This window comes from Oceanospirillum sp., from assembly GCF_048265165.1.
In the GTDB taxonomy this organism is placed as follows: domain Bacteria; phylum Pseudomonadota; class Gammaproteobacteria; order Pseudomonadales; family Halomonadaceae; genus Oceanospirillum.
The window spans coordinates 702,261-722,900 of sequence record NZ_JBLXCD010000001.1; the positions used below are offsets into that span (position 1 = coordinate 702,261).

The 20,640-nt window shown below is 50.8% G+C and carries 12 protein-coding genes; all 12 read right to left on the minus strand.

What is annotated here, in order from left to right:
* Window position 1: 1 nt before the first annotated feature.
* The 12 genes from ACN0R8_RS03055 to ACN0R8_RS03110 all read right to left on the minus strand — a co-directional run bounded on the left by ACN0R8_RS03055 (window position 2) and on the right by ACN0R8_RS03110 (window position 20,630).
* On the minus strand, window positions 2-3,487 hold the full coding sequence (locus ACN0R8_RS03055) for a type VI secretion protein IcmF/TssM N-terminal domain-containing protein (RefSeq protein WP_417594951.1): 3,486 nt from the start codon (window positions 3,485-3,487) through the stop codon (window positions 2-4).
* A 37-nt stretch (window positions 3,488-3,524) separates the two neighbouring features.
* Window positions 3,525-4,199, minus strand: coding sequence for a type IVB secretion system protein IcmH/DotU (icmH, locus tag ACN0R8_RS03060; protein WP_417594953.1), 675 nt, complete (start codon window positions 4,197-4,199; stop codon window positions 3,525-3,527).
* 2 nt (window positions 4,200-4,201) lie between these two features.
* Window positions 4,202-5,596 (minus strand): type VI secretion system baseplate subunit TssK, encoded by a 1,395-nt coding sequence (gene tssK, locus ACN0R8_RS03065; protein WP_417594955.1) that lies wholly within the window; start codon window positions 5,594-5,596, stop codon window positions 4,202-4,204.
* 172 nt (window positions 5,597-5,768) lie between these two features.
* On the minus strand, window positions 5,769-6,593 hold the full coding sequence (tssJ, locus tag ACN0R8_RS03070; RefSeq protein WP_417594957.1) for a type VI secretion system lipoprotein TssJ: 825 nt from the start codon (window positions 6,591-6,593) through the stop codon (window positions 5,769-5,771).
* Window positions 6,594-6,598: 5 nt separating this feature from the next.
* On the minus strand, window positions 6,599-7,117 hold the full coding sequence (gene tssD, locus ACN0R8_RS03075; protein ID WP_078319118.1) for a type VI secretion system tube protein TssD: 519 nt from the start codon (window positions 7,115-7,117) through the stop codon (window positions 6,599-6,601).
* A gap of 23 nt (window positions 7,118-7,140) precedes the next feature.
* Complete coding sequence (tssC, locus tag ACN0R8_RS03080; RefSeq protein WP_417594959.1) at window positions 7,141-8,604, minus strand: type VI secretion system contractile sheath large subunit; 1,464 nt, start codon at window positions 8,602-8,604, stop codon at window positions 7,141-7,143.
* 10 nt (window positions 8,605-8,614) lie between these two features.
* Window positions 8,615-9,103, minus strand: a complete 489-nt coding sequence (gene tssB, locus ACN0R8_RS03085; protein WP_417594961.1) for a type VI secretion system contractile sheath small subunit — start codon at window positions 9,101-9,103, stop codon at window positions 8,615-8,617.
* 302 nt (window positions 9,104-9,405) lie between these two features.
* On the minus strand, window positions 9,406-9,861 hold the full coding sequence (locus ACN0R8_RS03090; RefSeq protein ID WP_417594963.1) for a YccF domain-containing protein: 456 nt from the start codon (window positions 9,859-9,861) through the stop codon (window positions 9,406-9,408).
* A 308-nt stretch (window positions 9,862-10,169) separates the two neighbouring features.
* Window positions 10,170-13,868, minus strand: coding sequence for a hypothetical protein (locus ACN0R8_RS03095; protein ID WP_417594965.1), 3,699 nt, complete (start codon window positions 13,866-13,868; stop codon window positions 10,170-10,172).
* Between the two features lie 3 nt (window positions 13,869-13,871).
* Window positions 13,872-14,702, minus strand: coding sequence for a hypothetical protein (locus ACN0R8_RS03100; RefSeq protein WP_417594967.1), 831 nt, complete (start codon window positions 14,700-14,702; stop codon window positions 13,872-13,874).
* A gap of 1 nt (window position 14,703) precedes the next feature.
* On the minus strand, window positions 14,704-16,065 hold the full coding sequence (locus ACN0R8_RS03105; RefSeq protein WP_417594969.1) for a hypothetical protein: 1,362 nt from the start codon (window positions 16,063-16,065) through the stop codon (window positions 14,704-14,706).
* Entirely contained in the window at window positions 16,062-20,630 is a 4,569-nt protein-coding gene (locus ACN0R8_RS03110) for a hypothetical protein (RefSeq protein ID WP_417594971.1), read from the minus strand. Before ACN0R8_RS03110 ends, ACN0R8_RS03105 begins: the two co-directional genes overlap by 4 nt.
* Between the last annotated feature and the right edge of the window lie 10 nt (window positions 20,631-20,640).

Sequence of the window (20,640 nt, forward strand, 5' to 3'; positions counted from 1 at the left end):
TCTATGAACTCCAGCAGGCAGCAATATGGCGTGGCGGCTTAAGATCTGATGCTGCCAACGTTTTGATCACAGGTTTATAACCGCGGAACTCGTAGCGAACATCGATATAAGACACTTTATAATCAAGCAGACGATCACGCATAATTGGAAAGTCATCAGGGACAAAACGTCGCTGCCCGCTCTGGAAATCTTTTAAAAATCGTGCGAACCCCTGAGGCCCAGGATAGCGTTTTTCCAAGGTATAACGGCCTATATTAATCAGAAGCGTTGTATCGGCACAGGTCTGATCCCAAACAAAGGCCCGATCCTGAGCATAGTTGAGGTTCTCTAACCGGGTCGGCCCAAGCTCGCACTGCATCTCCAATACCGTTCTTCGAGGTAGATATTGAGCCTCAGGGTTTGCTGAAGTAGGTCGAGATTTCACAATAACCGTGTAGCGGCTTTGCTGCTGTTTGCGGAAATCATCCCCTCTGGCCAGATACTCAAGCAGCTCTGTTTCCATGGGAAAGGCCTTGCCGGATGCAAGAACAGGAACAAAGCCTGCGCCGAACTTAGGTTTAACATAAGGCGTCAGCTGAGCATCTTTGAAACTCCAGAGATGCCCGCCCTCACCATAAAGAAAGCTCGTTCTTTTATAAGCAGGAACACCTTGCATACCCGCAAGGAAATTATTTTCCCAACGCTCCTGAAGCTCACAGGCAGCCTCTTGCGTCATATAATCCCGGAATAAATGAATCGGGCCTGCAAAAACAGCCCAGAAAGCCTCATTCTGGCGACTCCGCTTACCTAACATTCCTTGCAGGGTCTTCATGCGCGCATAAGTCTGAGCCAGGGCAGTCTCTCCCTGGGACGGGTTATCAGGGCTTGCGTACAGGCCAGATATAGAGCTGAACGATGTAGAGCGAATACCGGAATTAAAAACAATCGACTCGATCAACTGCTTATACTCCCCCAGAAGAGCCCCAGCCTGCTCAACAACAGCAAGCCGTTCCTCATCAGAAGGTGAACCTCCGCCACCTTTTTTACCTTTGTTGAGCTTTTTCTGAGTTTTTAATGCCGTCTTACCCGCTTTAGCTACCGCCTTACCAGCCGCACCGGCTTTACCCACAACCTTGAGTGCCAGCTTCGCAAGAGCCCCATTACCGCCTGAGTCCGTTTTATCCGCAGGGGCATATGTCACCATCTGTTTGTAGTAAAAGACCATGAACAGCCAATCCGGCTTAGCATCCATGACTTCATAGGGGCCAAGCTCTTCCGCCATTCGGTTGAGAAGATTGAAAAAGGGGTTTCTTCCAGTCGCCTGAGTGTCAACAGCACTTTGCCAGTCAAGATGACCAGAAAGCGCATCTGTGCCTTTATAAAAATTCAGGGCAAACTGTCGCCAGGCATCGAGATAACGCTTACGATAACTCTCCTGGAAACCCGGTATAAGAGCATTAATACGCTCTGCAGCCTGATCCGTAGCCAGGATTTGATCAATAAAATCATCGATCATCGCTTTACCGGCTAACGTAAATGCCGGAGCAACTTGAATATTACGGTCCAGGGGCACACTTCCTTGCCAAAAGTCTGCTAGCCTGACCTCATTGGACTTTCCCGCAGTATTCCCCCAGTCTACCAACCAGTTCAAATTATCCGGATGGTCTGCAAGAATACGCTTCAGAAGACGCTGCTTACGCTGCAGGGTCGACTCATAGCTATCGGTAGAGGTTGCCCAGTAAAGCATTTGCAAATACAAACGGTTAAGGCTGTCAAACTCAGACTCAGCCAGTTCCTGATGCAAAAGCTGATCACCGGCCTGATAAAGCGGAGGCAAAGCTGACAAGGCATCCATGTCTTTACCTGCCAGGAAGTCCTGCAGGATATTAATTTCCCTAACAAGAATACCAACGTAGCGAGCGATCTCCTGGGCAGCCTCGTTCGGTGGCAGCTTGTTATCAAATAGCGCTTTATTCAAAGAACGCTCGATTCGACGATCTACAGGCATAACCAGATCATTCCAGACCCGGTCAACGTAAATTGCCTTTAGTTTGCTCACAAACAGAGGTTCAGAGGTTGAATCGTCAATCCATGGGAAAAAACTGTGCTGCTCAAGAGATTGAATCAGTACAACCAGTTGCTCGCCATTTTCAATATTTCCACCGAGATCGCTTCGCTGAACAATCTGACCGGCAAATGTTTGCTCAAGAGACTCTAAAAAGCCTTTGTCGCCGGTATAGGTATATATAAGAGCAACCCAGAGTAAAGCAGTAATAGAAGCAAAACCGGTGAACCAAAGATTCCTGATCCAGCGCTCGGCACGAACAGCAGCGGGGATTTTGTTCACAACGCCCCGGTCCCGAGGCAGGATTTCGGTAAAGAAATCCTTAACAAAAAGACCGGCACCAACAGATGAGTCATTGTCAGAGGCCGAATCCTCGGCACCCATCCAGTATACCCCCCGTAAATGAGGCGATGCCTGAAAGACACTATTCTGGAAGACTCCCTTCGAGAAAGCACGAATACCAGAGCGCAACTGCTCCAACTCAGAGGGCAACAACATAATGGCATCATCAACAATACCACGCCCCATCAGCTCAAGGTTCAGCTGTTTCAGTTGCTCTGCAAGACCATCAAGAGCCGTATTAACGCGAGTCTCTGTTTCAAGCTGGTCACCTTCCTGCGGGAAATGATGACCTAAGGCCTGAGCCCGTATCTGCTCGGGCAGATGCTGTAAAAGAGAGCGGCCTCCGGCAAAATGTTCAAGGTCATTAAAAACTAAATAAACCGGAGAATTCACCTTAAGAGTCTGAATCACCTGATCCAATCGCTCACGTAGAATCATGCCCTGCTGATACAGCTCATCTTCATTTTTAGCAGCCAGTTCTGCCAGAGAGACTGTCAATAAAACATGACTAATAGGCTCTGCAGGGCGACGGGAGGCCAGCAGCTCAAGTAATCGTCCCCACTCTGGGTTCAGTGCCCCACCACTGGCACAGATACCCGCGGGTGTCTGCAGGACAACCCCTTCATTGTGCAACCACCACTCTGTTTGGCAATCTTCGCCTGTAAAGATCTCTTTATGGCCCGAAGGCAGAACCAGCTGGCCAGCATTAATCAAACGCTCAGCATCATGACTTCTGGCAGGAAGCATCACTGACCATGGCAGCTGATAAACAGGATCAGAGGCATGCGTGTTCGGACTGCGCTTCAGAAAACGCATGGCATAGGTAAAGCGGCGTTCCAGACCTGAGGTATCAGCCTTCAGCTGCTCCTGCGCCTCATCCTTTCGTCCCAAGCGTATCAGTTGCTTAATACGGCCTTTGGCGTGCAGGCGAATCAGCACGCGCTTTATTAGCCGGTAAGTCAGCCAAAGCAGGAAAATACCCACCGCTGCGATGGCACCTTCCTGGGGAGTGAAGCCAAGAAATAAACCCAACCCTATGGTAATCGCAAAGATCACCAGCCAGATCAGCAGATAAAATAGTACTCGAAGAAATGTTTTCACGATCCGTCTTCTTATTCTAAGTCCGCAACAACCCTGATCAGATCAGGGAAACCAGGTGGTTGGCCATGCTGACAACATCAAGTTTCATTGCCACATAGGTAATAACCAGAACCAGAACAGGAACACCAAAAATAAAAGGTGTCCAACGCCCGGTTTTTACTTCAGTATTTCGCTGACTGATCTCAGGATAGGCCTCAGGCGATAACAGCTCTGCGTCATCGTTTAAACGACTTGTCTGCCCCGCCATAAGAAGCTGATAGGTATCAAGGCGGATGCGCTCAAGAACTGAGCGCTCAGAACGCTCAAAGAAGCGGCCACTGAAGCCTAAGGCCATACAGTAATAATAGACTTCCCGGATATCCCGATGAGCAGGATCAATCATGTTTAGATCTGCCAAGCGATCGAAGAACTCAATACCAGCAGATGCCGTACGGTAATAATTACGTTGCAGCAGGTCTGCTGCCCAGCGGCCTGAGTCTTTCCATGCATTATCCAGCAGTGTCTCATCAATAAATGCGACAACCGCAAAGCGGGCTTCGTCATAGTGCTCAGATTGATACCCCCCTTCCAGATAAAGGGTGGATTTCTCTGTTAAAAGACGTTCCACGTTGAGTCGAACCTCTTCAAAATCTGGCTGAACACCCGTGCTAATCATTGCTTTCTGCTGCTGGACGTAAACCAGTACATCTACAAAACTATCAATCAAGTGCATGGTTACCCCCTAAGTGAGACCAGCTCTACTTTCAAATCTTCCGGTGCGCCGGGCCAAATCAGACTCAGACAGGCATCACTCTCAACGCTATGCCAAAGGCTCGATGTTACATCCAGGCTAAAATAGTGGGAATTCGGACGACTGGGTAAACCCTCTGGGCGGCTGTTCAGCAGATGTTTGCCAACGCCCGGAAGTGCTCTTGCCTGATAAAGTGCAACCTGACTTTCAGCCCCAAGTTTGGAGTACCGACGGAAATCTTCTAACCAGGTATCCTGCGACTGCACAGTGCGCAAAATAAGGAAGTAGGTTCCTTTACGCTCACGCATCTCACTATCAAGCACACCTCGGAAGTTTGCATTATCGAGACGCTCAAAACTCACCATAGCTTCAGATGAGATCGTGATCTCGTTTAACAGACGATGGATAAGCGTATGAGCCACAGAGAAACAATCACCAAGCTTAAGATGGTTATAAGCAGGCAAAACAATATTTTCCGGGGCTATCTCACAGGTAGCACTTGATAAGGGAGTAAAGACAGACAGCTCAGCCGTTAACTCCCGCAGACAGGTATAAGCGCGCTCCGGTGGCAAATCAGGAATTTCCAAAATATGGGTTAATGACTGTACATAACGCACCATTACCTGCAGTGCCAGCCGATAACGCATTTGCCGGGGATTAAACTCCGAAACCGTATAACTGGTTGCCGGTTGCTTATATTCTTCTAACTGGCGGGTTCTGGACAAAACCTCTTCACGAATACTGCGCAGTAGTTCAACAAGATTAGAATCTCCACGCATCGTGATACAGGGTGCAATAAAATTTTTGTCAGGCTTGACCTGATCTCCTGCACGGATCAGCTGGGCAACAGGAATCAGGTCATAGCCCACAGCCTGGTCCAGCTCTGATTCGAACCACAGTTTCCCCTCAAGAGAAAGCACTTGAGCTTCAACCCGTTCCGCTTGCTCATATCGGTTGCTCAGCGTGGCACTCTGGCTATCAATAACAAAACGACTGTTCGTTGTATTATCCGATGCTCCGGAAATTTCACGCTGCACCAAAGGTTCTTCATTTCTTTTCTTAACCCCGAGATAGATACGCAGAGGTTTATTGCGATCATCCCAGACAGGCCCGTCAAACAGGCGGCTCGCTAAACGTGCGTTTTCAGGGAAAGAGAAAAGAGTGCCATCCTGAAATAGCACCCTAAGCTGAGAGAACCCGATCTGACCAGCATCCAGGTTAGTCGTATCAACCTTGGCTGAAGCAACCCCCCATGCCAATGGAGCAACCGTTCTACGGATAACCGACTGGATAAACTCGTTATATGCGTCCTGATACTGAAAATGGTTTGGCTGTAGAAACAGCCCTTGGTGCCAGTACAGTGGTTTATTCGTATTCAAAGTAAATCCTGCCTATATCCTTTCGTATCCGTCTTTTGCCGACAGCGGTGCCTGTCAGGACAAGCAATCAACAGAGCATTGATCGGTTAACAGCGTTTGCAGTTTCCGGATGGTGCCCAAATTCAGTACCTCCGCTTCTGTATGCTTATCAGAATGCGTCATCTGATCTTTCTTAATAAGCCTGTACCTGTAAGCCCTTAATTTCTGAAGAGGACATGTCCAACCATAATTTCAGGCGCGCAGGCAGATCATCAGGCTGAGGTGGTGGCGGCTCCCCAAATGGCCAGGGCGTTGTGTCATAGCAGGGTAGAATCCGAGCCTGAACCGATGGAATAGGAATAATACGAACACTTTTCCTGCTTTCCATCTCAAAATAACCTGCCACCAAGGCCAGATAACGGACACCCTGCTCTCGATCTAAAACCAGCTCACGGGTACTGCCCGGTGCAACAACCAGAATATCCTCTCGGACAATATTGGCCGACAGTTCTTTACCTTTCGCTGCCATCAGATCAGACAGGCCAAAAGGACTTTGTCGTAACTCAGAAACAATCGCCGGATTGGTTAACTGAATTACTTTCAAACTCAGTGTATGGGGCTGCCCCATATAGCTATTTAATTGATCAGCAGCACTCACACGCAGAACAATAGCATTAGGCTCATAGACCCATTGATTACCAGGTGCGTCCGGTTTTTCTCTGGCGCTATATAGCCACCGGCCTGGGCCGTCCTGCCATGACCAGAGCCCTTCTTTGCCGTTGTCAGCAGCTTGCTCAATATTAATACTCTGCTCTTCAGGCTGGGCGGATATATCCCCGCTCCAGTTATCCTTGGATGGCGGACAAACGGTGCAGGCAGATAAAAAAAGCAAGCAAAATGGCATCAGCCATTTTGCCGCTCTTAAACCCAGTAAAGGCAACCCCGCTGCAGTTGATATACGGGATATCACTGCAGAGGAGCAATACTTCTCCGGGCGCAAAGAAACAACATCAGTCACGATAACTACTCTGCACCAGCCCAGTTATCAATAGCAGTGCTGGAGGCTATCTCATGACTCCACGTGATACTGTTATAGGTAAAGCGAACCTCCTCAAAAGCCGGGAAACCATCATTATCAGGATCCAGCATATTTGGTGAGCAGGTACGGATAGAAACGATCTTCGCCCCTTCCAGTTCAATGGTGTAGTAGTGCACCGGCTGCCCGTCACTACCTGTATCCGCTGGACGGAAAAACTCCAGAGTACAGGTCAGAGCCTTAGGCTCAGCGATACACTGAAACAGCAAAGGAGAGCTCTTATCAATTAGCTTTCGTATCTCAAGGTACTCATGCTTACGATTTCCCATCACCTGACCACTAAGCCGGTCAGTTGGAATCGTTGCCTTATGATCAAAAGCGATTACGAATATTTCGTCTTCATGTTCAGTTTTGGCAAATGCACCAATACTATCCTCGGTTGAAGAACCTTCAGACAGAGATTCACCATCTTCTGTTTCAATCGTCAGAAAAATTTCACTTGGCATGACTTAATTCCTCTATTTAGGCATTAAACGCGATCTAACAGACCGGTAAGGGAGAGAGTAAAGTTGGCACCCATGAACTTGAAGTGAGGCGTAACTTCCAGACCAACCTGATACCAGCCCGCATCTCCGTCAATTTCTGTTACAGTAACCAAAGCCTTCCTTAGTGGCCGTCGGCTTCGGGTAGCCGGAGACGGGTTTTCCTGATCGGCAACATATTGACGAACCCAGCGGTTCAGTTCGCCCTCGAGGTCTGCACGACTCTTCCAGCTCCCCAGATTCTCACGCTGCAGAACTTTAATGTAATGCGCCAGGCGGTTCACGATAAACAGATACGGAAGCTGAGTGCCGAGACGATAATTCAGCTCGGCCTGACGCTCATCGGGCTCAGTACCAAACTGCTTAGGTCGTTGAACAGAATTCGAAGAGAAAAAAGTCGCATTATCAGCATTTTTACGCTGTGTCAGTGGAATAAACCCAAGATCTGACAGCTCGTATTCTTTTCTGTCTGATATATAAGTTTCCACAGGCCCGTTCAGAAATTTTGTTCCATCACGATCAATCAGATGAACGGACAGGTCTGTAACGGCACCACCGGACTGAGGCCCGATGATATTAGGGCACCAGCGGTATTGAGCGAAGCTATCAACCAGACGGGTGGCATAAGCATAGGCTGCGTTAACCCAAAGATAGTCAGATTTCTGCTCTACCTCTTCGCTGTAGCTAAAGCTCTTGACTGGCTTACTCTCGCCATATGCCATGCGCCCCATAAAGCGCGGCAAAGTCAGGCCAATATTGCGTGAGTCATCAGTATCACGCAGGCCGCGCCACTTAAGGTATTGAGGCCCTTCAAACAGTGAATCCAGTTCTTTCAGGTCCGGCAGTTCATCATACTCATCCAACCCAAAGAACGAGGGGCCCACTGAGCCAATGAAAGGTGCATGAGTGACCGCAGCCAAACCAGAAAGGCTCTCAAGCAGTTTTATATCCTGCGCGCCAGGCCCAAACTCATAACCACCAACCAGCACACCATAGGGTTCACCACCAAACTGACCATATTCCTCGGTATAAACTTTCTGGAACATGGCTGTCTGATTCAGCTCAGGGGCGTCTTCGAAATCTTCAAGCAGCTCATGTTTGTCGACATTCAGTAGTTCAATACGGATGTTTTCACTAAAGTCAGTCCGGTTAACCAAAAATGCCAGCCCGCGCCATGAAGACTCCAGTTTCTGGAATTCCTCATTGTGCAAAATAGCATCCAACTGCTGCCCCAGCCGTTGATCCAGCTCTTCGATCATTTGGTCAACTAAGGATTTATCAACACGCTCAACCGGTTCGGACTGAGTTAGCAGTTCAGAAAGCATCGCCTCAACGCCCTGTCGAGCAAGCTCATAGCCTTCATCCTGTTCTGCCAGACGGGTGAACTCAAGGATCTCACCAACCAGAGGCTGAGATTGAGTTTGCTCTTTTACCTGGATCTCTTCGCTCATCTCTTCGCCCCTATTTCTTCAGACCGAGTTCTTGCATCAGTTTCTTACGGGAGTCTTTATCTTCCAGCATTAACTGTATTGTTTTACGCATTTTAGGCGTATTGCCCAGAGGCCCTTTCAAAGCTTTCAGAGCTTCACGTAGTTGCAAAACCTTCTGAAGCTCCGGTACAGCCTGAACAATATTATCCGGCTCTAAGTCCTTCAGGCTTTTTGCATCAAGGCTCACCGAAATATCATCGCCATCAGAATTCAGCTTGTTCGGCACTGAGAAATCCAACTTCAGATTCATACCCGACATTACTTCATCAAAGTTGGCCCGATTCACATTCTTGGTCGCACGCTCATCCAGCACATTTTCATCTGGATCCGGGGTAAACTGCCCCATTACCAGAACTTTAAAAGGGAGCTCCACACGCTCTTTCGCACCGCCAGTAGCCGGGCGATAGGAAATATTAATTCTTTCCTTTGGCGCCACCGACCCTGAATTTTTGCTAGCCATCCGTCACTACTCCGGGTTTAGTATGAAAAAGCCCTGGCACCACCAAAAATGTCTGACGACCAAATGCAGTGCACAACGTCATAGGGCCAAAATGCATTTACGTTTGTAAGACAAAGTAGAAACAATGTAAATATAAAAATATAATTTTTATATTTTTTTATGAGCCAGTGTAGCCGCGCGTTATTTTTGCGAACCGTCAGCGCGATAATTGATATAGAAATTCCTTTCAGAATACAAAACACATTTCCAACAATTTCTTACCACAAAAAAGCCTCCACATTGGAGGCTTATGAACTCTGAGATCAGCTTCTTATTTTTGCCAGCTCTTTATCTGCAGCAGCTCTGCGAGTAGCTTCAGCAACTTCATTACTAACGACAGTTTGACCAACAGGGGCCAATGAGACTGCAGCCAATTTGATGTGCTGAACCGCAAACGGGATTCCAATAATTGTGATAGCACAAGCGATTGCAGATACAACGTGCCCAATGGCCAACCAGATCCCTGCGACAATAATCCAGATGATATTGCCGATTGTTCCTAAAGGGCTAGTGCCAGTATCAAATTTGCCAGTTAGCTCCTTACGATTGATCGTTTGCTTTCCAAAGGGAAAAAATGAAAACGAACCTATGACAAAGCAGGATCTGCCCCAGGGAATTCCAATAATGGTGCAGAATGCAACGACTCCGACAATCCACCAAGACAGTCCCATCACGAACCCGCCCAAAATAAACCAGATGATATTACCAATCAGACTCATGTAACGCTCCTTGTATAAGTTAATGGAAGAGCTTTATAGCACAACCCCATCTGTTTATGTATTAGTTGGCATGGCCGCTGGGAGATTTCTTTTGCCTCAAACGAAACCGCGCCCTTTCCAAAGGGGCTTTATTTTTATATCTGGGAACTATGTCACCCAGCCTCGAGCGGTCAGGCGAGCACCCTCTTTCGGGGGTTTTGATCTTGTCCATCCCAGCGGCACACCCGCCCCTTGCCTTATGCGCCGCACGGCACCCGTAAATCGGTTAAGCTCATCCAACTGATATACCTGTACAATCCTTATTTGACTCACGACTTAGCCCTCACAAAGGTTGCAGGTGCGATGCCAGCCCAGGCGTTTCGTGATTGCTGTGCAACACTACGCACTTCCGGCACATAAAATTCATGCGCTGGATCAAAAGGGTAATCTTCCAGCATTACGACCGGGGTAAGACCATCCGACTCAAACCGTATGGTCATCGATTGATCCTCGGTGACGCACCCTACGTTTGATAGAAAAGAGCCCTCAAACTCAAAGGGAACCGCAGTCTCTCCCAGCTTTATTACCTGCGGTGCTGCACCATAGTAATTCACGACAAACTTACCATCTGGTGTTAATTCAATGCGGGAACCGGAGTTAGCTAGAGCCACATCGTAAATGGTCGGCTCATCGAACATTCCAGACCCCAGGTAGTCAAATTTTTGAATGACGTCATCCATCCCCGTCACCATTACTCCATTCCGGTAACTGAACGAATAGCTATTCGCGACCCCAGTGTAACTCCAACCTGTTTTAACCAAGCTGGCGTCCGACTCAAACAAGTACGACTCGATGTGCGTTGACGTATTTTTGACAACAATACAGTCGTCTGCGGTGAACGATAGATCCACTATTGCCCCCACAGGCCCCACGTCCGGCGGAGGTAATTGCTCAACACCCCCAAACTCGTCAATGGCCAGCACAACCAATCGGTAATCTCCAGACGAGCCACTAAACCCTAACGCCACTTTGCTGCTGTCATGCGACCAGTCGACCACATACCCATGCGAGGCCCCGGAAATAGTCTGCTCCCACAGAATCGTGAACGTGCCGTCACCATGATTGGTATAGATCGCAACGTAGCCTGACGCCCCGACAACAGCAAAATAGTTATCGTCTTTTGACCAAGCAATGCACCTCCAGTTATGAAAGGTTGTAGATGGCTGCTCAACCCCAAGACTTAGCTTAGTCCACCGATAAGGAACTCTTTGCTCATACATCGCCAGGGTCTGCCCCATATGCGCAGAATGTGCAGCAAGCATGTACTTTCCGGCGTGTGACACTTTCACTGCATCTACACTACCAAGCAAAGGCTGAATTGAGAGGTCTGTAGAATACCCGGACACCTCTGATCCGTAGCTAAATATATCGGATGCCTGGGCTAAAGCCATCCACCCATTAACGCTCAGCGCCGGAGGGCAATAAGGAGATGCGAGCTTTACTACATCCTCTACAGCCTGCGGCGTCCAGTAACCCTCAACCCCACGCTGAAGCACCGAAACATGAGGGTCCGAGGAACTGACCTGAGCCACCCTGGAACCATCAGGCGCACAAACAGTGTAGGTGCCGGCACGCATTGCGAAGGGAGGAGCTGCTTTTGTGGTGAGCACCCCGTCATTAAACGTGTAACAAATGGTCGGGGACGAACCACCGGTGGAGACGTAAATTTCAGTTCCATAATCCTCAGAAGAAGCCGCCGAAAGATATTCCACCTCGTAGCTAGGGTAATTGGGCTGGGCCTCCAGCAGCGTGAAGGTGTCTCCATCCCGCTCATACACCCAAAGAAATGGAGCATATCGGGTGCCTACGATCAAGTAGCTACCCACCCACAGCACAGCGTTAACTTCCGACGCGGGCAACGCGTCTATACTGGTTACCTCATTGAAATACGCGCCCACCCGCTTATACAGTCGCAGCCTTGGAGCAGAGTTGCCTTGCCCGATGGCAGAGTACACCGAGTCCTCCGACCATCCCGTGCACGTAACAGCAGCAGTGGGTTGTACCACTGGGTCGGGTAATCTGACCAGGCCATCTACAGTAGACTCGTAATAACCCAGTCGAGGGGCTCCTGATGAACCCACCATCAGGTAGGTGGAGTTCGGACTCCAAGAAATACCTGAGTAACGCGCAATGTTCGACCCAGGCTGCGTGTCCACAGCAACCGGGATTAATCCTGAAGAATCATACTCAAACGCCTGCAGCCTGTTTGCCTGGGTGCTATTTAGCCCTACAGCTAACATCGCGCCATTAGGGGACATAGCGAGGCTGTAAATTGTGCCGCCCGCGTCTGCCGTGTGCTCCAGAGGCAAGAACCGACCGTCAGCTTCGATCACGCTCATAACACTATTTGCCGGACAAGCAACAATTACTTCGTCAACAGGGTGTAAGTCAGCAGGTACCCCTACGTCGCTAGTAGAAGGGGAACTGATCGGCACTTCATTCCACGCATCTGCTACATCATCGTAAACATAAAGCCACTGCCCCCCAACAAGCAAACGCTCATCTCGCAAACTAAGATGATTAACTGCAGCCGCAAACTGCCAGTCAGCCACATGCACCAGGTCACCGCTACTGTAATCGTACAGCGAGACCCAACTACTGTACCCAACCGCCACCCACTGACCGCTTTTAACGATGTGAGATGGATTAGTACTAACATCGACAGACGGGACACCCCTTGGCACCAACTCTCCATCAACGACGTCAACAATCAGCAGCCTGCTTGCAGTAGAGTTAAAATTAAAATTGCCCCCGACCAGAATAGTTGAATCATCAAGCCATACTCCCGCATCCCCTCTGGAGCTTGCGCCCAAGTCTGTTTGCGTAAGATAGTCAACGCTACTTAGAGTCCGGCCCGTGCGATTGCATAGCGTGACAATGACGTGGGAGCCTGAGGAAGCATACGAAACCACTGCAGCCCTAGTTACGTCAGGAGACCATAGAAACTCTTTTGACGTACTACGAGAACCCGAGATTGAAAGACCATTGAAAGCCACAAGCTCTCCGTCTACTAACTCGTAAGCTGCGGCCCACGGGGAAGATGTCAGTGCTGCGCCAAAGAATCGACCATCACCACTCCAACCGAACCGCGAGACGGTGCCGGGTCGATCAGGGGTGTCAGTTTTTCGTAACTCTCCAGCAACGTATGCCCACATCTGTAGCCAAGCCGTATCTGACGAGGTGCTAGTAGACACCGCCAGATAATTGCCAAAAGCACTAAACTCTGCGTGTTGTGCCACCCCAGATAGAGAGACATCAGGGTTAGCGTCTTTTATCGTGTGAGCTGCATGACCTACCCCGATAGCCGCACTCAGCTCAGGCCAGTCATCCCTGGCATATACTCGACCCGGAAGCACGTAATCACCCGTTTGATCCAGTGGTCGCAGTGAGTACTCGATATTCCCCACCACAGGATCTATCTCTGGATCAGGATCAGGGCTGGGGTCAGGGCTTGGGTCGGGAGCAGCATCCCCACCGGCTAGTAACCAGTCGTCATTCCCGTTACCCGGTTCACTTAACGTAATGTCTGCAACGTCCACCAGCAACAACCACAAACTACCCCCATAGACGTAAGACCCACCAGACGAGGCCGCGCCCGTCGCTTCTTCCCAGCGCCCCTGGTAGTTACCGACCGCGACTGCGGCGGCGGCTGCGTTCGTTGCTATACCTGCCGCCGCTTCCGCCAGCTCTCTTTGCTCTCCGGTTTCTGTGCGCAGCTGCTGCACGATCGCCTTATCATCAGCCACCAGCGCTCCGGCCTGAACAATCTCCGCGTGACGAGTACCAATCTGATCCGCTGCTGACTGTAGGTCTTCAGCGCAGAACGTAAGCTCCTTCGCCCAGTTTTCTAAGTCGCTCTGGGTGCCATTAATTTTTTCAATAAAAGCAATAGTATCGTTGATCTTAACGCGATATTGCGTGAGATCGACAACGCCGGGTACGCGGATGTCGACTGTGTTTCCAGGCATACATTACACCTCTATAAATTGCAGGCTGGCCTGCCAGTTTTGGAAATGGTTATGGGTGTGGCTGAATGATGATTCACGGCGGCAGACCATGGTGTGCTCCAGCTGCAGCAGATCGTTACCTTTGGGATAGAGCGCAACCAGCAGATCCGCACCCAGACCGACTCGAACGAGCTGAGTAACCAGCTGCACACGATCCGCATCGTTCAGCCAGTCAAGCTGGAGCGCAAAGCTTCTCCGCAGATCCCCCCCACCAACTGTACGCAGTGAGCCGCCCTCCGTGGGAATGTGCTCGGCATTTTCTTGCCATTGAACTTGCAAACCCCAGTTAAAATTCACGGCAGGGCTAAACGAAAGGCCGACAAAAATACGACCGATTTCGATATAACTATCGGGGCCGCCACCCTCCAGCGTGATTCTGTAGCTGTCGATCACCACAGGCGTATCCAGCCAGTGAATACCCAGCGGCGAACCTGCGGGCATCTCATCGTTATAAGACGCCCCCCAGCCATCGATACCCGCTCGCCAAAGCCCCGCAGGAATCAGCAGAGCCGTTGGCGCTGTAATCGTCTCACCAACTTGAGTACCAGCATTAAAAAACTCAATTTTCAGGACGCCTGCGCCGCCCAAGTTATGCCGAGCCAATGCAATGCAATCGACCCAGCCACCCGTGGGTAACGTCGCTTCAATAACCTGAGTTTGCAGGTCTGCTGACCGCCATACCATTGGGCGTTCTGAACGCTGGGTGTTGGCGATGGGCAGCGCCTCGCTTGTGGCTGTTAATACAGCTGTGTCGTGCAGGTTGTCTGCAAGGATGCGCAGTTGGTTTTTTGCCATATCAGTACCACACCTCTATTTGCAGCTTGTTTTTGATGGGTGCCATGCGGTTGCTGATAATGCGGCCTGTGCGACCTGTCAGCCGTGGGTGATTGACCTGTAAAGTCTTGCCCACCAGATCAACCTCTGGTTGCAGCATAATGGTCAGCTCCCAGCGCTCCCGCTGGACACTGCGCAGTGCCAGCAACCGCGCACATTCAGCCGTGGCATCTGTGGCACTGGTTAGTGCCAGATCCCGCGTAATTTCTTCAGCCAGTGGGTAATTGGGTAGTGATTGGGTTTGGGTCACGGTTTGGTTTTCGGTTCGCAGGCGTTCCGCAAGCACCGGATCGGTATCTTCAATGCTGCCCGCTACTTCGCTCAGCACGTTGTAGTTACGACCGTAGTTGACTGACAGACTGCGCCAGGGTTGCTCTGTTGCGACCAAAGCAATGCGACCATATTCGATGTCGTCTGCATCAATGATCAGATCCGGCACACCAGGGGCTTCAAGCCGCTGAACAGTCAGCTGACCCAGTAGATTGATCTGCCAAAAAGCCCCGATGGCGCTACATACGTCATCTAAAATCTGACGACCCGATACGTCGCCATCATAACGTAGCCCAACGCTAACGCTGGGCAGAGTCAGCGCCGGATCAACCGTAATGCCATAATGATTAGCCACCCAGTTGATAATCAGTTCTGGCGTGTTGTGCGGCTCTGTAATCTCACAGCTCAGCGTGCGTGGACTGTAAGCCGAAGCAACAAAACTACCATTACTGTAATCTGGGGTATGACTGATCACAGGGCCGGTGCCGTCTCGCACGACCAGCCCAGTTACCGGCAGCCATGAAGCGCGGTAACGCAATTCAGTGGTGTTAACCCGCTGAGCAACCCCTCCAAATACCGAACCAAAAACTAAAGGCACCGACTGGCCGTTGATCAGATCCCGCTCGATGGGAGTGTCTAACTGTGCAGTAGCATCATAGATACCCATCACAATCTCACCCCTACGGGCGCTGCCAATACCGGCGTTAATCTGGTTGGCGATGACTCTAAAATCATCGTAGCTCCAACTACTGTCACCAAGGCGCAACACCACCGGCCAGCCTGCCCAACTGTACTCACGCCAGTGAGTTAAATGGCCGTCATCGGTTAATTTGATGTCGCCCAGATCAACCTGAGCATCCAACCGTGTTGAGACATCCACAGCCGATGACAACACATCGTTAAATGGCTGGTTCGGCAAGCTGTCCGTGGGCTTTGAGATATACGGTCGGGTTGCGACATACTCCACACCATTTGCATGATGCAGCTCTGCCAACAACACACGCACAGCCGATGGATTCCGCAACCAGTTTGCATATTGCTGCTCTGTCATCATGGTATTTTCACCGGCGTACGATTAGTGCGTACCAGCGTTTCAGTGGCATCGGTTTGAGCTGTACGCTGCTGCTCCGCTTTGCTTGCAGATTGAGCGCGCTCCGCCCTTAGCTGGGCTACTTCGCTGCGCAACTGCTGCAGCTCTGCAATTAACGCAGGATCGGTTTGTACAATGACCTGCGGAGACTGCGAAACACCTACCCGCATCGACTGACGAATATGATCCGCCACGTCTGCAGTGAGTACCATCTCGGACTGATGCAGCTCCGCACGGTAACCGTCAAACGGGACGCTATTTAGACCCTTCGCGTGTGAGCCGTGAGTTGCACGGTAATGCTCAAGATCAGCGACAGATAGCGTGCCTTTGCCAGCAGCAATATCTGCCGCATATCGACTCAGATCGGCATCGTTATAACTGCCCCCGCCAGTAGCCTCCCAAAGATCAAGCACTTGCTGCATCGCTGCAGACTGGTTCTGCTGGTAGTACGCCAGATCAGCGTTAATTGCAGAGCGATCCACCGCGCCGGAATCAATCGCGGCGGCATAGCTCGACAGGTCTGTATTACTGTAAGCACCGCCGCCCATCTGATCCCACTGGGATAGCAACAGCGACTCAGTAGCCGATGAAGATGCCGCAGCACCTGTGATGGACCCAAGCTGAGATGCCAGCGACTCGGGCAGTAACTCCAGCAGCTGACTAATGGACGTGAGCGCATCGTATTGAGATACCGTCCAATCCAACTGCTCACGGGCGTAATCGCGAATACGCTGTTGCTCTGAAAGCATTTGCGCGGTGAGCTTTTCGACCGAATCTTCATCTAGCCCGCCCATAATATCGAGGCCGAGACTGTCAAGAGATTGGCTAACATCCTCAAAAATAGCGGTATAAGGATCACTGCGACCATAATACGAATCGGCGTTTTGCAGGTACGAATTGGCGGTACTTTGCAACTGGCCAGCAGCGTCCATGTCGCCCGCTTCAGCCTTCACCAGCAATGCAGCAAACTGCTCCGTTGCTAGTTCGAGTTTTTCGGATGGGTCGTAGGGCGATAACTCGCTGATTTTTAGCTGCTCAACGTATTGGCGCAGCTCCCGACCAATCCGAAATTGCTCTTCGGCCAGGGCGATCCGCTCTTGATAGTCTTGCTCGATGCGTGACAGCTCATCTGCAGACCAGTCTGCTAAATTCTGAAGATAACCGCCCAGCGATTCAGATTGGCTTGCGCCGATAAGGGCCTGAAGTTTCATGCCCGCAGACTCCATCTCGTCAACATAATCCGAAAACGAGCCCTGCAGCTGCATCAGCCGTGTATATGCTTGCTGGCCGCTGGCACTGGTCAGGTCCAGCGATTCAACTAATGCGCGGTACTCTGCTTTGCTTTTCGGTAGCTCTGCGTTGTACTCAGCAAAGGCCGCTGTCAGCTGCTGCTGTAGATATGCCTGCTGTTCTGCTGAGCTAAAGTAATTGCTGTAATAGGCTGAGGTCTGAGACTGCAGCTGATCAAATCCGCCAGCCAGACCCGCAAGGCTCTGTGTTAGCTCGACGGACTCAAGGCCGGACGCCTCAAACTGCAAGTTAAGCTGGCTTGCGGTCGCTTGGAAAGACCGGCTTTGAGCTGTCAGTCGGCCCAGCGTCTGAAACACGCCCTCACCGGCCTGCTGGTATTGCTCCACCCAGCCAGACAGATCAGCCGCATCCAGCATCTGGGACGCCCAGGTGTCCAGATTGCTGCTGATGTAGGCTTCAATCTCAGCACTCAGTTCGTCGCCTTTCAAGCCTTTCAGGGACAGTTCGCTGGCATCGATGCTCAGGCTGCGGATAAAGTTATCCATCGAAGTCCCGACCAGCTCTGTCTGATCTTCAAGGGTCGTGCGCGAGAAGTTGCCCCATGTCTCAATAACCTCGCTTGTGCCAACGACAATCTCTTTTTTGAGGGTTTGCAGATTTAAATCTAACTCGCCACCAACATCAGCTAAAACAGAAGCCGCATTGCTGAACACATCTCCCAACTGGTACTGAATTGAATCATCGAGATCAAGCGTATTTTTTGAGCTTGAGCTTGATTTTATACCCAAAACAGACCGGGTTGTTTTAACGCGCTGATATGCGTCGGCAGAGACAAAACCATCATCAATCACAGCTCCGAGAGTCTGTTCAGCAAAATCAATACCAGCGTCCTGAAGCGATTTTTTCTTGCTGTAAATCGCAGAGCTTATAGTTCCAACCAATCCATCAACAAAATCTCCGACGATACCAAGGCCAGCGGCATCAAGGATTTTTGTACTGCCGGACATCATGCCGCCAAGCCCTATCGTTGTATCGAAATACTCTGACGTGCTCTTTGATCCAGCGTAATCCTCCAGCCCGCCTGCCTGCGTCAGCTGCCGGGAAATCCCCGTGGATACACCAGCAATGCCGGATTCAATGGCTCGCAGGCTGTCGAGCATGTCGAAATTCACACCGAGCACGTCGGTGTTCATCTCCACCAGTTCAGCGGTCAGCTCTGAGACGGAATGGGATTTGGCGTTAATATCACCAAGAACAGTTCCCGTAGACTGAACACCCTGGCGGTATTCAGCCGTGTATTTTTTCATCCGCTCCGCATCTGCTTTGTTGTGTGCGTTAATCGCCGCCACCGTGACAAGGGCAGCAGCAGCAAAAGCTCCACCCGCAATACCTACGCCGCCCGCAAGCCCCGCGCCAGATGCAGAGCCTCCAGCCGATGCGGAGGAAGCCGCACCGGCCTCTCCCATGCTTTGCTGGACATTGAGAATAATGGGTTTCGTCAGGGCTTCGTGAGCCATTTCTGCGAGCATTTGAGTAAACGCACCCTGGATGCCATCGGCCAGACCATCAAAACCGTCACCTATATTGGCCCAGGCATCTGCAAACGCGCCATCAATGCGCTCGGCGGCCTGTTCGGTGAGAGCGGTGAGGGTGACCAGGCCGGTTTCCAAGGTGGTCTGAGTTCCTTTTTGCTGCTCCTGGGCATCGAACAGCTCACCGGCTAAACGTCGGATCGCGTCTTTTTGTTCATCGGTGGCCTGCGCGCTTAATTTGCGAATCTGTGTTTCTATGGCCAGTTCACGGGCAGACAGGCCAACCAGCTCCAACTGGGATTCCAGCTCAGCAGTCAGTTTTTCATAGGGCGATACATCTACGCCAGCACCGACCACGTCACCGGTCTTTCCGGTTTCATTACGCAGATCTACCTGAGCCTGAGCGGCTTGCTCGGATTCTTCACGTAGCTTTTGAACCCAGTTCTTTAAGTCTTCTGAAGGCGCATTTGCATTGATCAGGGCATCCAGCTCTGTGGCGGCAGTGGATAGGCCAGCAAGCATTCGTTCATTCAGCGCCACAATATCAGCACCCTGAACCTCAAACTGCTTAACCTCATTAGAGAAGGTTCCCAGCCACTCACTGGCATCTTTAAAGGAATCTGCAAACGGGCCACCGAAACGGGAGCCTAATTCGACCAGACTGGACACCTGCTCAATGATCCAGGCAATGGTTTGCTGAAAGGGATATAAGCTAAGGTTGATGACAGCTGCAGTAGTATCCGCAATAGACGCCATCGCACCGGTGCCATATTGGCCCAGCGTCATCATGCCGATCTGAGCGTGCTTGCTCCAAACCAATAATTGCTGACCAACATCCAGGACAAAACCGATACCCGTTACCGCACCATCAACCGTTGTTCTGACGGCATCACCAAAGCCACCGGCTTCTACCGCATTGTCTACCAACAGATTAGAGACACCGGTCAGGACGGGAGCCAGCTCAATGGTGATCTCATTAGCCAGACCACCCATTAAGCCTTTGGTACGATCCATCGCCCGGCCAGCTTGGGTGACTTTGGCCGCATCAATATCACTAATGGAGACACCCAATACCTGAGCTTCCAGTTGCAGACGTCGCAGCTCTGCCGCATTGTCCTGCAATAAAGGCAGCAGACGGGTGGAGTCGCTGGCCAGCGACTCCATAAAGAAGACTTTTTGATTTTGGTTGATGCCGTCCATCGCATCAGCGATTGATAACAGCTGCTTATCCGGAGACAGGGTGATCAGCTCATCCATCTGCAAGTTGAGATTTTCAAACAGATCAACCGCTTCACCGCCACCGGTTGTTGTCAGGTCACCCAGCTTGTCCTGGACATCCTGGAACACCTGCTGCAAACCATCACCTGACAGCCCCATTTGTTCAGAGGCGTATTGCCACTCGGTCATGGTCTGAGTGGACATATTCAACGACTGAGCAAACATATCCGTCTGCCGGATCGCATCGGTATTGGTGGCCACGATGTAACCGGTCATAGCGGTTGCCGCAGTACCTAGAGCCAGCGCCCATTGAGCGGCACCCACAGCACCACCGGCCATGCGCTTTGCAAAGCCACCGGTACTCTTGTCCGCATCGCGGGTGTGTTTAGCAAACTGACGGGTAGATTGAGAGGTCTTACCGAGCTGGTCATCCAGTTGACCCACACCATCACGAGCTTCGCGAACCGTACCGGTTAATCCCCGGTCGGTGGCGCGTAAGGTCAAAGTCAGGTTGAGGTTATCGGACATGGTTCAGCTC

What these genes read in the sequence shown, in the direction of transcription:
- ACN0R8_RS03100 (WP_417594967.1), bottom strand. Translation starts at nt 14,702, where the DNA reads ATGGCAAAAAACCAACTGCGCATCCTTGCAGACAACCTGCACGACACA.
- ACN0R8_RS03110 (WP_417594971.1), bottom strand. Translation starts at nt 20,630, where the DNA reads ATGTCCGATAACCTCAACCTGACTTTGACCTTACGCGCCACCGACCGG.
- ACN0R8_RS03105 (WP_417594969.1), bottom strand. Translation starts at nt 16,065, where the DNA reads ATGATGACAGAGCAGCAATATGCAAACTGGTTGCGGAATCCATCGGCT.
- ACN0R8_RS03095 (WP_417594965.1), bottom strand. Translation starts at nt 13,868, where the DNA reads ATGCCTGGAAACACAGTCGACATCCGCGTACCCGGCGTTGTCGATCTC.
- tssB (WP_417594961.1), bottom strand. Translation starts at nt 9,103, where the DNA reads ATGGCTAGCAAAAATTCAGGGTCGGTGGCGCCAAAGGAAAGAATTAAT.
- tssD (WP_078319118.1), bottom strand. Translation starts at nt 7,117, where the DNA reads ATGCCAAGTGAAATTTTTCTGACGATTGAAACAGAAGATGGTGAATCT.
- icmH (WP_417594953.1), bottom strand. Translation starts at nt 4,199, where the DNA reads ATGCACTTGATTGATAGTTTTGTAGATGTACTGGTTTACGTCCAGCAG.
- ACN0R8_RS03090 (WP_417594963.1), bottom strand. Translation starts at nt 9,861, where the DNA reads ATGAGTCTGATTGGTAATATCATCTGGTTTATTTTGGGCGGGTTCGTG.
- tssC (WP_417594959.1), bottom strand. Translation starts at nt 8,604, where the DNA reads ATGAGCGAAGAGATCCAGGTAAAAGAGCAAACTCAATCTCAGCCTCTG.